This is a genomic window from Faecalispora jeddahensis (assembly GCF_000577335.1).
In the GTDB taxonomy this organism is placed as follows: Bacteria; Bacillota; Clostridia; order Oscillospirales; family Acutalibacteraceae; genus Faecalispora; species Faecalispora jeddahensis.
The window spans coordinates 1-11,921 of the sequence record NZ_CBYL010000067.1; the positions used below are offsets into that span (position 1 = coordinate 1).

12 protein-coding genes and 1 riboswitch are annotated in these 11,921 nt (G+C 43.9%); of the genes, 11 read left to right on the forward strand and 1 reads right to left on the reverse strand.

Annotation, left to right across the window (positions count from 1 at the left end; genetic code table 11):
• Positions 1-237: 237 nt before the first annotated feature.
• From TY09_RS16430 to TY09_RS16475, 11 genes are all read left to right on the forward strand, one after another.
• Positions 238-552 carry an ArsR/SmtB family transcription factor gene (locus tag TY09_RS16430; protein WP_018213992.1) on the forward strand — a complete coding sequence of 105 codons (315 nt, stop codon included), beginning with the start codon at positions 238-240 and terminating at the stop codon, positions 550-552.
• Between the two features lie 93 nt (positions 553-645).
• Positions 646-1,659 carry a permease gene (locus TY09_RS16435; RefSeq protein WP_042436598.1) on the forward strand — a complete coding sequence of 338 codons (1,014 nt, stop codon included), beginning with the start codon at positions 646-648 and terminating at the stop codon, positions 1,657-1,659.
• A gap of 15 nt (positions 1,660-1,674) precedes the next feature.
• Positions 1,675-2,448 carry a DUF2703 domain-containing protein gene (locus TY09_RS16440; protein ID WP_018213994.1) on the forward strand — a complete coding sequence of 258 codons (774 nt, stop codon included), beginning with the start codon at positions 1,675-1,677 and terminating at the stop codon, positions 2,446-2,448.
• Between the two features lie 50 nt (positions 2,449-2,498).
• On the forward strand, positions 2,499-2,750 hold the full coding sequence (locus TY09_RS16445; RefSeq protein ID WP_139104090.1) for a hypothetical protein: 252 nt from the start codon (positions 2,499-2,501) through the stop codon (positions 2,748-2,750).
• Positions 2,751-2,844: 94 nt separating this feature from the next.
• Positions 2,845-3,219, forward strand: coding sequence for a thioredoxin family protein (locus TY09_RS16450; RefSeq protein WP_312576926.1), 375 nt, complete (start codon positions 2,845-2,847; stop codon positions 3,217-3,219).
• Positions 3,220-3,223: 4 nt separating this feature from the next.
• Entirely contained in the window at positions 3,224-4,270 is a 1,047-nt protein-coding gene (gene arsB / locus TY09_RS16455; RefSeq protein WP_018213997.1) for an ACR3 family arsenite efflux transporter, read from the forward strand.
• Complete coding sequence (locus TY09_RS16460; protein ID WP_018213998.1) at positions 4,267-4,674, forward strand: arsenate reductase ArsC; 408 nt, start codon at positions 4,267-4,269, stop codon at positions 4,672-4,674. Before arsB ends, TY09_RS16460 begins: the two co-directional genes overlap by 4 nt.
• 296 nt (positions 4,675-4,970) lie before the next feature.
• The gene (locus TY09_RS18075; RefSeq protein ID WP_026184155.1) at positions 4,971-5,312 is read left to right on the forward strand and encodes a helix-turn-helix domain-containing protein; all 342 of its coding nucleotides are present in this window, start codon (positions 4,971-4,973) and stop codon (positions 5,310-5,312) included.
• 49 nt (positions 5,313-5,361) lie between these two features.
• Positions 5,362-6,237 (forward strand): methionyl aminopeptidase, encoded by an 876-nt coding sequence (locus tag TY09_RS16465; RefSeq protein WP_026184156.1) that lies wholly within the window; start codon positions 5,362-5,364, stop codon positions 6,235-6,237.
• A gap of 584 nt (positions 6,238-6,821) precedes the next feature.
• Positions 6,822-8,123, forward strand: coding sequence for an IS110 family RNA-guided transposase (locus TY09_RS16470; protein WP_052335744.1), 1,302 nt, complete (start codon positions 6,822-6,824; stop codon positions 8,121-8,123).
• Positions 8,124-8,331: 208 nt separating this feature from the next.
• Positions 8,332-8,436, forward strand: a riboswitch (NiCo riboswitch).
• Between the two features lie 113 nt (positions 8,437-8,549).
• Positions 8,550-11,087 (forward strand): cation-translocating P-type ATPase, encoded by a 2,538-nt coding sequence (locus TY09_RS16475; protein ID WP_018214001.1) that lies wholly within the window; start codon positions 8,550-8,552, stop codon positions 11,085-11,087.
• A 58-nt stretch (positions 11,088-11,145) separates the two neighbouring features.
• Here the strand turns inward: TY09_RS16475 and TY09_RS18895 are convergent, their stop codons facing one another.
• A complete protein-coding gene (locus tag TY09_RS18895) occupies positions 11,146-11,439 on the reverse strand; it encodes a cupin domain-containing protein (RefSeq protein ID WP_242841522.1) in 294 nt (97 codons plus the stop codon).
• Positions 11,440-11,921: the final 482 nt, after the last annotated feature.

Sequence of the window (11,921 nt, forward strand, 5' to 3'; positions counted from 1 at the left end):
AGTTTAACTTCACCTACACAATAAAATCTGACTTATCACGAATTTGAGCCGTTGCATCTTACTTGACGCAACGGCTCTTGCTTTGTCTACATGCCAAGAATAGTCCAGAGTATCCTTGCATTAGGTCGGTGAACGGATTTTAATTTTCATAAACAGCGCTTCCTTTCATATTGACATTTTTTGATGTGAAGCATATACTATATCATATCAAGATAATTTGATGTGAGGTGATAAACGTTGGAGCTTACTCCGGAGAAGAACGCTAATGTATTTAAGGCATTTTGCGATGAAAAGCGGCTTGCCATTTTGGAACTGCTGCGCAGCGGTGAAAAATGCGCCTGCGTGCTCATTGATCAAATGGAAATCGGTCAGTCCTCCTTGTCCTATCACATGAAGATTTTATGTGAATCGGGTATTGTCGAAAGCAGACAGGAAGGCAAATGGACACATTATAAAATCAGTGAACAGGGCAGCCACGAGGCCATGCTCCTGTTAAAAGCAATTACCACCCCCAATGCAACCGCTGAAGATACTCGTTGTTGCAATCAATAACGGCCATCTGATGGAAGATGGCTTTTATTCGGCACAACATATCAAGTTTTTTTGATATGACTATTGAATTTAAGAAAGAGAGGCGCTTACCCTATGGAGATCCTTCAAAATACGTGGCTGTTCTTTCAAGACCAAGTGCTTGGAATGAAATGGCTCAACGCCCTAATCGGTAATCTGCTCTCGTTGTTCGGTCTTTATGTAACAGGACGAATTGGTGGCAGCGTTCAATTCTTTATCTATGATGTACTAAAAATCACCGTACTGCTCTGCGTGCTGATTTTCATCATCTCGTACATTCAAAGCTACTTCCCGCCGGAACGAAGCAAGAAAATTATGAGCCGCTTTCACGGCGTGTGGGCAAATATCATGGCAGCACTGCTTGGCACGGTAACGCCTTTTTGCTCTTGCTCCTCCATACCTCTGTTCATTGGATTTACCAGTGCCGGACTGCCCCTTGGCGTGACTTTTTCCTTTCTGATTTCCTCACCCATGGTAGACCTCGGGTCGCTCGTTCTGCTCATGAGCATCTTTGGCACAAAGGTCGCTATCGTCTATGTCGTTGTGGGCCTGGTTATCGCGGTCGTTGGCGGTACGCTGATTGAAAAACTTCACATGGAAAACTATGTGGAAGAATTCATTCGCTCGGCAAGCGGCGTAGATTTTGAATCGCCTGACTTAACCCGCAAAGAGCGTGTCATTTACGCCAAGGATCAGGTGGTGTCAACCTTCAAAAAAGTTCTGCCGTACATTCTGGTTGGCGTGGGCATCGGAGCTATCATCCACAACTGGATTCCTGAAAGCTGGATTGAGATGGTGCTTGGCAGCAATAATCCTTTTGGGGTAGTGCTGGCAACTCTGCTTGGCGTTCCCATGTACGCTGACATTTTCGGCACGATTCCGGTGGCCGAAGCGCTGCTCTACAAAGGCGCGCAGCTTGGTACGGTTCTCTCCTTTATGATGGCAGTCACAACGCTTTCCCTGCCCTCCATCATCATGCTGCGCAAGGCGGTAAAGCCGAAGCTGTTGGGCACATTTATTGCCATCTGCACCATCGGCATTATCATTGTTGGCTATCTGTTTAATATTTTCCAGTATCTACTGGTTTAATGGGAGGGAAAGAGAATGGCTAAAAACTGGTATCCAGTCATCGATTATCTTGCTTGCACTGAATGCGGAACCTGCGTGGATTTTTGCTCCCACAGTGTTTATAACAAAGCAAAAGCCCCGTCCCCTGTGGTGATGCAACCCGGAAACTGCATTGACCGTTGCCACGGCTGCGGCAACAAGTGTCCGGCAGGCGCCATCTCCTATGTAGGCGACGATACTGGCTGGACACCACCAAACGGCGAATGCAGTGCAAAAAAAAGCGTAGATTGCTGCCGCGGCGGGGCTTGTGAGGAGGATTCCTCCAAGGCTGTGCTTGTGGAATATCTCTATCTTGATCTCAATACCTGTGACCGCTGTATCGGCGCCGATGCGGTACTGGAAGAAGTTTTGGGCAGTATCGCGCCCGCTCTGGAGGCTGCCGGATATACCATGCGGCTTCAAAAGGTACAGATCGCCACAAAAGAACTGGCGGAGCACTACCGATTCCTTGCGTCGCCCACCATTCGTGTAAATGGGCAGGATATCTGCGGACCTGTTGCGGAAAACACCTGCGGCTGCTGTGGTGAAATCAGCGGAACCGATGTGACCTGTCGTACCTTTGCATACAAAGGTCAAGCCTATGAAGTACCGCCCAAAGCCATGCTGGCCGAAGGAATTCTAAGAGCTGTGCTCGGCATGGTGCAGCCCGTTTGTGACTGCGGCGAGTATTCACTTCCAGAAAATCTCAAAAACTTCTTTGAGGGAAAAGCTGTGAAGACCGGTTGCTGCCCTGAAGGTACTTGCGGATGAGTAAACAAAGGATATAAAAACAGTTATTCCACTTTTGATTTTCGCCGTCATTGCCGAGATTGACCTTTACGGTTTTGGGTATCCTTGCGGCCACGGCGGGCAGCCTTGTATGGAGTGTTTTGCTACTGCTGCTCTATTTCATTGGGCACGGCATTCTCGCCGTGATTGCGGAGCCTTCCATGGGCTTTGCCCAAAAGCTCTCCCAAAGCGAGAAGTATGGAAAAGCCAGCGCTATTTTGAAAATCGTCATGGGCGCGGTGATCCTGCTCATCGGTTTCTATTTGTTATATTCAGGTTTCTAATCATGAATTTAAGGAGGTTTTTATTATGGCATTGTTTGGTTTTGGTAAAAAGAAAAATGCAGAGGAAGAATTGGTGCAGTGTGGTTGCGGGGAAATGTGCAAGCCCTCCGAAATTGCCGCAAAGAAAGCTGACGAAGAAGCAAAAGCAAAAAACTCCGGTTGCTGCTGTGGCGGTGACTGCAATACAGAAACGATTGCGGAAGCCGAAAAAGCAAAAGTGAGCGGTTCATCCGTCAAGGTGCTTGGCTCGGGCTGTGCAAAGTGCAATCAACTGGAAGCGGCTACCTTGGAAGCGCTCAAAGAGCTTGGCATGGATGCCACCATTGACCATGTGACAGACTTTACACAGATCGCTGCTTACGGTGTGATGACAACTCCTGCATTGGTTGTGGACGGCAAGGTCGTTTCCTTTGGAAAGGTTTTAAAAAAGGACGAGGTCGTTAAAATCCTGCAAAAAGTACGGGGGTAAATTTATGGCAAAGGAAAAATCACAAAGCATTGGCTTCTTTCAAAAATACCTGACCGTGTGGGTTGCTCTCTGTATGACGGCAGGTGTTTTAATTGGTAAACTTTTACCTGCCGTTCCTGCATTTTTAGGCCGTTTTGAGTATGCCAGAGTTTCTATTCCGGTCGCCATCCTCATTTGGGTGATGATTTATCCCATGATGATGAAGGTGAATTTCCAGAGCGTCAAAAATGTGGGGAAAAACCCAAAGGGGTTATTCGTCACATGGGTGACAAACTGGCTCATCAAGCCGTTCACCATGTACGGTATCGCCGCGCTATTTTTCTATGTGGTTTTTAAGGGCTTGATTGCCCCTGACCTCGCCAAGGAGTATCTGGCGGGTGCAGTACTCTTGGGTGCGGCACCCTGCACAGCGATGGTGTTCGTCTGGAGCACGCTCACCAAAGGAAACCCTGCCTACACCGTAGTACAGGTAGCAACCAACGATTTGATTATTCTGGTTGCCTTTGTGCCGATTGTGAAATTCCTACTGGGCGTTTCCAACGTGTCCGTGCCATGGGACACGCTGATTTTATCGGTCATTTTATTTGTAGTCATTCCGCTTGCGGGCGGTATTCTGACCCGTGTGCTGGTGACAAATCGCAAGGGCACAGAGTATTTTGAAAACACCTTTGTCCATAAATTTGATAATGCCACCAGCATTGGTCTGCTGCTCACTTTGGTATTGCTGTTTTCCTTCCAAGGTGATGTGATTTTGAATAATCCGCTGCACATTCTACTCATTGCTGTGCCGCTTGTTTTGCAAACTTTCCTTATTTTCTTCATCGCTTATTTTGCTTGCAAATGGCTGAAGCTGCCCCATGATATTGCCGCCCCTGCGGGGATGATTGGCGCGTCCAACTTCTTTGAACTGTCGGTCGCTGTGGCGATTGCATTGTTTGGTACTACTTCACCGGCGGCTCTTGCCACCGTAGTTGGCGTGCTGACCGAGGTGCCGGTGATGCTGTTGCTTGTAAAAATCGCCAACAAAACGAAAGGATGGTTTCCAGTATGAGCAAACCTAAAGTAGCATTTATCTGCGTACACAACTCCTGCCGCAGCCAAATTGCCGAAGCACTGGGCAAGTACCTTGCGTCTGATGTCTTTGAAAGCTATTCTGCCGGAACGGAAGTAAAGCCGCAAATCAATCAGGATGCTGTGCGGCTGATGAAGCAGATTTATGGCATCGACATGGAGCGAACTCAGCGCAGTAAGCTGCTGGAGGAGATTCCCCCAGTGGATATCGTGGTGACCATGGGCTGCAATGTGCAGTGTCCTTTTTTGCCCTGTATGCACAGGGAGGATTGGGGGTTAGATGACCCAACCGGCAAAAGCGATGTGGACTTTGAACGTACTATAAAAGCAATCCGCTCTAAAATTGAGAATTTGAGAGAGCGAATCGCTGACAACAAACTATAAAGAACGAGGCTGGCGTTTGTCAGCCTCGTTTTCCTATTCTCCGTTACATCCCCAGTATCGTCCAGTCAATACTTGCATAAGGACAGTGGAAATTTGCGGCAACATATGGTACGATAACTTTTAACAAGTATTTGAATTGCTAATTATTTATAATCTGTACAGTAATTAAAGGCATCCGTAAACTCCTGCTGCAGCCAAATTACGGAGATTATCGGCAAGCACTTTATCTCATATGTGCAACTTATATCAGGTAATTGTCTGTGAGAATTGATATACTGGAGAAAGGAGTGAAGCAAATGTCTGTTCAAACAATAGAAACAATGGCAAAGTGGGTAGAAAATAACATAACAGAAAGCCCAAGCCTGCAAGATATGTCATCATATGTTGGTTATTCACCGTATTACTGCTCTACAAAGTTTCGGGAGCACATGGGTATGACATATAAACAATTTCTTGCCCAATGTAAATTAAAAGCTGCTGCTAATGATCTTTGCATAACCAATGACAGAATAACCGATATTGCTTTTCGATATGGGTACTCGTCATCTGAAGCGTTTGCAAGAGCTTTTTCACAAGCGTTTCAATGCTCGCCACGCCAATATCGGAAAACTTCCGGTGTTTCTCTTAGCTCACCTTAGTCTATAGGGCGTATTGCTCCCTCCGAATTTGTAAATGCGAGGAGATAAAATGTCTGACAAGTTTGGAAGAAATGATCTCTGCTGGTGTGGCAGCGGTCGAAAATATAAGAAATGTCATGGCCCTATTGATGAGCAAATTGAAATCTACCGCTTAAAGGGATATGAAGTGCCTTATCGAAAATTGCTTAAAACAAAACAACAGATTGAAGGTATTCGGGAAAGCAGCAAACGAAACATCGCTTTACTGGATTTCATTGCAAATTATGCGGTTGATGGAATCACCACGGAAGAGCTTGACCGGCTTATCTTCGAAAAAACCAAGGAACTGGGAGGCGTTCCAGCAACACTCAATTTTGACGGATACCCTAAGAGCGTGTGTATCTCAATTAATGATGTTGTATGTCATGGTATCCCCTCTGATCGTATATTCCTGCGAAACGGCGATATTGTAAATATTGATGTGTCTACAATTTATAACGGATTTTTTTCAGATTCTTCACGCATGTTTTGCATTGGTGCTGTTTCCGCTGAGAAACAAAAACTGGTTGATGTTGCGAAAGAGTGTGTGGAGCTGGGCATTGAACAGGTAAAACCGTGGGGATTTCTTGGTGATGTTGGGCAAGCTGTTCAAGACCATGCAAGGGAAAATGGATATTCTGTCGTTCGAGAAATCGGAGGCCACGGTATTGGTCTACAATTTCATGAAGATCCTTGGGTCGGTTATGTGACAAAGCAAGGAACAGGAATGCTCTTAGTCCCAGGACTTGTTTTTACTGTAGAGCCTATGATAAATATGGGAAAATCCAATATAGTAACAGATAAATGCGATAATTGGACTATTCGCACTGCTGATGGGAAGCCTTCTGCGCAATGGGAAAAACAGGTGTTAGTAACCGAAACTGGTTATGAGGTGTTGGCATATTAATGAACAGTTAGGAATAACCAGAATTTCTTATTATGAGCATAATGAGAACCTAAATGAGCAGACCCAGCTCCTTGCAGAACTGGACCTACTCATTATTACTACATGCCAAGAATAGTCCAGACAATCCTTGCATAAAGACGGTGAACGGATTTTTGTTTTCATTTTAATTCTCCTCGTATAATAAGTTTGTAAGCAAGAAAAATTGCTTTCAGACTTATTCTTTTTTATAAGTATAGTGGTAAGGACATCTCTGGGGATTCTCCTCTTCCGATTCCCATCTATACAGTCATTAGTTACAATTCATATAAGGTCAATCCTGTGTTATGATATCAGCAGAGTCTGATGTCCGAAGGCACTGCTTGTTCTCCTTTCAGCCGGCTTCGTCCGTGTCTGCTCTTTAAGCATGCAGCCTGGCACATATGGTATATTCCGCTAACACAGAAGTTGCATCTCCAGCCGAAGCACCAGCAAAAAATGCTGACTGGGTGAATGCTCATTACGCGAGGCTTCGGTCAACATATGTTGCGCAGGATAAACCTTCACTTAAGGCTTCACTATTTTAGATCAGAAAGGGGCGTGATAACATGATAAAGATCAACTATATGTCCACTTTGTTTGTTGGTATAGATGTAAGCTCAAAGTCCAATGTCGTTTGTGCAATGGATTTTGATGAAAACAAATACCTCTCATCATCCTTTAAGAACAATCAGCCTGGTGCTGAGGAACTTGCTGAGATGATATTAAACTGTATGAATAGTCATCCTAACCTCAATACAATTGTTGTTGCTTTAGAGTCTACTTCCGTTTACAGCATTCACATAGCTAATTACCTGTCTACCTGTGAACTACTCATGCCTTATAAGCCTTACATTTTCTGTCTGAATCCTAAGATGACAGCCAATTTCCGTAAATCTTATGTTGGCATGGATAAAACGGATCCACTAGACGCTTATCTTATTGCAGATTTCGCAAGATGCGGACGAACTAAAAAATGTGAACCCTGGCGCGGCAGCCAATTCTTAGCCTTAAAGCGATTAACAAGACACCGCCTGCATTTAGCTGAATGCATCTCAAGAGAAAAAACATATATGGTTTCTAATCTCTATTTAAAGTTTAGTGAACTTCAACTTTTAGATGGTGATGCACAACCTTTTAGTAATATCTATGGTGCTACCTCCTCTGCTGTTTTGACAGAATTTATGTCTCTACAGGAAATCATAGATTCTTCTGAAGATGAGCTATTGCAGTTCCTTGCTCAAAAGAGCCGAAAACGCATTACTGACATATCAAAAACCTCTGAACTTTTAAAGAAAGCTGCAAGAGATTCTTATCGATTGGATAAATGCATGTACGAACCGCTAAATGTATCTTTAGCCAGCTCATTTAACTGCATCCAAACCTATCAAAAAGAAATCAAGCTGATAGATCAGGCAATCGAGAAATGTATCAATGGCATGAACCCTAATGCATTTATCATTCTAAAATCCATTCCAGGTATAGGACCTGTATGGGCATCTGGCATACTTGCTGAAATCGGTGATATTACTGCTTTTCATTCATCAGATGCACTTGCTAAATATGCCGGACTAACCTGGCTTAAAAATGATTCTGGAGACTTTATATCCGAGGATAACCGTGTTTCAAAAGCTGGTAATACATATCTGCGTTATTACTTAGGAGAAGGCTCCAATAGTGTCAGACGATACATCCCAGAATACGGTGAATACTATTCTAAAAAATTCGCTGAAGTAACTAAACATCAGCACAAGAGAGCACTCGCGCTTACATCTCGTAAATTCGTACGACTCGTTTTTGGTTTGCTGGTCAAAAACCAACTGTACACCGGCGAAAAATTGGACGCCGAATTAAATATTGAATCGAACTAGCATTCGAGAAGACATATTTTTCTTGTATGCTTTATTAAGTGAACCCTTTTATAACTAAAACATATCAAAATCTTTTCTAAGTTATTCTTGACATATCACCAGAATGCTTACATCTTCTATAATATTCTGGTTGACAATGATTGCAATCTTGCATATAATATATAGAATCTCTTTGCACTGCATTACATTCAGCATGAATGCGAGATCAACAGTACAAACTGAGCAGGCGATGAACCTTTTTGTAAAGGTCATGGGGCCGGGCCGCCCAATGAGCGGCAACAGATTGCAATTTGAGCACATCTGTGGGACAGTAGTATGTTCCATAGGTGTGCTATTTTTTATACCCTGATGGAACACATGACCCCGAAATGGAGTGCCATAGAGCTATCAAACGACTGCCGAAAGGCTAAAACGGAGGTAACTTTTATGACAGACAAAAAGCAAAACATGGCTGGCTTAACCGCCACCGAAGCAAAACGATTGCAGGAGCAATATGGTAAGAATGAATTGACCGCACGGAAAAAAGAAAGCTTTTTCAAAAAAATCCTGCATATTATCTGCGAACCAATGTTCTTACTGCTCATTGTTGCTGCGACCATTTATTTTATTCTGGGAGAATCCAGGGATGGTGCGATTATGCTCATTTTTGTGGTGGGCATCATTAGCATTGATGTAATTCAAGAATGGAAAACCGATAAAGCCCTAAATGCCCTGAAAGATTTATCTGCCCCGCATGTCACTGTTATTCGTGATGGCAAGGAGCAGACCATTGCAAGTGCTGACCTTGTGCCCAGCGACTTAATGATGATTTATGAGGGGGTTAAAATCCCGGCAGACGGCATTATAATAAAATGTAACGACCTGTGTGTCGATGAATCTTCGTTGACCGGCGAAGCGGAAGGTGTGTGGAAAATCAACACTGAGAGTGCAGATTCAACAAGCGACTATTGGCGGCGTGATTATTGTTATGCTGGCACGCTGGTTACACAGGGCACAGCAACGGTACTGGTAGATAAAATTGGTGGCAGCACCGAATATGGAAAAATCGGTGCTAATGTTGCATCTGCACCAGAGGAACCCACACCCCTACAAAAGCAAACCGGAAGTCTTGTTAAACTATGCGCAGGAATTGCTGCAGTCTTGTTTGCCCTTGTAGGAATATTCACATGGCTAAATATTCCTGACCACAGCTTTGGCGACAGGCTGATTGAAAGCATTTTGTCGGGCATCACCCTTGCCATGGCAATGATTCCAGAAGAGTTTCCTGTCATCCTCACGGTATTTTTATCAATGGGAGCTTGGCGACTTGCCAAAAAGCAGTCACTGGTGCGCAAGTTGCCTTCAGTGGAAACGCTTGGCGCCGTATCTGTGCTATGCGTAGATAAAACAGGTACCATCACGATGAATCAGATGACCGTGCAGGATACGTGGGCTACTGATGGCAACACCATAGCACTTTGTGAAGTAATGGGTATGGGCTGCGAGACCGATGCCTATGACCCAATGGAAAAGGCAATGCTCAAGCATTGCGAAACCCTTGGAATTTTAAAGGAAGATCTTTTTGCTGGAGAACTAATCAGCGAATATGCCTTTACAAATGAGTTGAAGATGATGGGGCATATTTGGCGCAGAGATGACGGAATTACCGTTGCCGCAAAAGGGTCCCCTGAGCGTATCTTAACTATTTGTAAGCTTACAGATTTAGAAAAACAAACAGCAGAACAGAAGATCACCGAAATGTCCAAACAAGGTTTGCGTGTAATTGCAGTTGCCACTGCAAAGCTACAAAGTGAAGCAGAAATTCCTGCACAGATCACAGACTGCCATTTAACGCTTTGCGGACTGATCGGGCTTGCCGACCCACCCCGTGAAGGTGTAAAAGCAGACATCGCCGTTTGCAATAAAGCGGGTATTCGTGTTGTTATGATTACAGGTGATAATGGCATCACCGCCGCGTCTATCGCAAAGAAAATCGGTATGCAAAACAGCGACCATATCATTACAGGCGATATGCTAAGCGAAATGACCGATGAAGAACTGCGTGAAAAAGTGAAGGATGTCAGCATTTTTTCTCGTGTCATTCCTGAACATAAAATGCGTATTGTAAAAGCATTCAAAGATAACGGTGAAATTGTCGCGATGACCGGTGATGGCGTGAATGATGCACCCGCTCTCAAATATGCCGATATTGGCATTGCAATGGGTAAACGCGGCAGTGAAGTTTCCCGTGAAGCAGCAGATCTCATTCTAATGGACGACAATTTTACTACTATTGTAGAAACGGTAAAAGACGGTCGCCGTATTTATGATAACATTCGCAAGGCTGTGGGCTATGTGTTCACCATTCATATTCCCATTGCCTTTGCCTCCTTACTTGCACCAATCCTTGGCATTGCCCCCTCAGCACTGCTTTTACTTCCTCTCCACGTTGTTCTGCTCGAGCTACTCATTGACCCTACCTGCTCGATTGTACTAGAGCGTCAGCCTGCCGAAGCAGACATTATGGAGCGAAGCCCTCGAGATCCAAAGGAAAAACTGTTGACCGCAAAAACTCTAGCCAAAAGCATTTTGCAGGGACTTATCATTTTTGCGGCCTCCTTTGGAACGTATTACGTAATCCTCGATGGAAATGTTGATAATGCACCAGTTGCCCGGGCAATGGGGCTTGCAATTATCATGCTATCCAACTTGTTTCTTGTACAGGTCAATAGTTCTGATCACGATTTTACCTTTCAATCGGTAAAGCGCCTTGTGAAAGACAAAGTGATGTGGGCAGTTAACCTTGGTACACTGGCTATGCTTGGCATTATTTTGTATTCGCCACTCAATGGCTTATTAAAGTTGGCACCACTTTCTGCTTCTCTGTTATTAAAGGCTGTTATTATTGCATTTATCGCAGTGTTTTGGTTTGAGTTAGTGAAACTGGTAAAACGACAAAAACTGAAAAATGGTTCAATGCAATAAAAATAAGAGCTGCGTGAATTCTCACGTGGCTCTTACTTTTTTTACATGTATTGTGGTTTCAATCCCCCAATCTATCGGCATCTGCCTTAGTTTTGTGCACTGTGCCATGCGGATGATGTGGTGGTGCATAAATTGAATAGAGTTTTAAAGGGCATCGCCCTTTATTAACAACATTATGCCATGTTCCGGCAGGGACAAAAATAACATCATCTGCTGCTATACATTGCTGGAAATCCAATTGCTCTTTGCGGTTTCCCATCAAAGCAACACCGTTTCCTTGTTCGATACGCAAAAACTGATCAGTATCTGGATGTATCTCTAACCCAATTTCACCGCATACGGGAATACTCATCAGAGTTAACTGCAGGTGACATCCAGTCCACAATGTCGTGCGATAGTTCTGATTCCGCCCAGTTGCTTGCGAAATGTTGGTAACATAGGGATAAGGCCCATGGTCTTGTTGGCATGACTCTACGGTCTGATTTCCGCAACCCCTTCTGTTTTCATTATATCGACTCACAAAAAAACACCTCCTTTTTCAGCTTAGGTAACATCACAAAATTATAAATTGCATAGCATTACCCTTATATATCTTATGCGATTGGATTAATAGGGTGATTGAATCCTGAGGGTAATTACACTTAAACCCCTCTCGATGATATTAATCCTGGATACAAAGATAGGCTTACAACCTTTTTAATAAAGTAAATAAGGAGCTACATCACGTTGTGATATAACTCCTTATCTTTATTGTTCCGAATATTCTATTGCATGAACCGGACATGCCTTTATTACACTTTGGAGTTTTTCATAATCAAGAGCCTGTTTATCATA

Excerpts from the sequence above, each read along its gene's own strand:
- TY09_RS16435 (WP_042436598.1), top strand. The coding sequence starts at position 646 with ATGGAGATCCTTCAAAATACGTGGCTGTTCTTTCAAGACCAAGTGCTT.
- TY09_RS16440 (WP_018213994.1), top strand. The coding sequence starts at position 1,675 with ATGGCTAAAAACTGGTATCCAGTCATCGATTATCTTGCTTGCACTGAA.
- TY09_RS16450 (WP_312576926.1), top strand. The coding sequence starts at position 2,845 with ATGTGCAAGCCCTCCGAAATTGCCGCAAAGAAAGCTGACGAAGAAGCA.
- arsB (WP_018213997.1), top strand. The coding sequence starts at position 3,224 with ATGGCAAAGGAAAAATCACAAAGCATTGGCTTCTTTCAAAAATACCTG.
- TY09_RS16460 (WP_018213998.1), top strand. The coding sequence starts at position 4,267 with ATGAGCAAACCTAAAGTAGCATTTATCTGCGTACACAACTCCTGCCGC.
- TY09_RS18075 (WP_026184155.1), top strand. The coding sequence starts at position 4,971 with ATGTCTGTTCAAACAATAGAAACAATGGCAAAGTGGGTAGAAAATAAC.
- TY09_RS16465 (WP_026184156.1), top strand. The coding sequence starts at position 5,362 with ATGTCTGACAAGTTTGGAAGAAATGATCTCTGCTGGTGTGGCAGCGGT.
- TY09_RS16470 (WP_052335744.1), top strand. The coding sequence starts at position 6,822 with ATGATAAAGATCAACTATATGTCCACTTTGTTTGTTGGTATAGATGTA.
- TY09_RS16475 (WP_018214001.1), top strand. The coding sequence starts at position 8,550 with ATGACAGACAAAAAGCAAAACATGGCTGGCTTAACCGCCACCGAAGCA.
- TY09_RS18895 (WP_242841522.1), bottom strand. The coding sequence starts at position 11,439 with ATGAGTATTCCCGTATGCGGTGAAATTGGGTTAGAGATACATCCAGAT.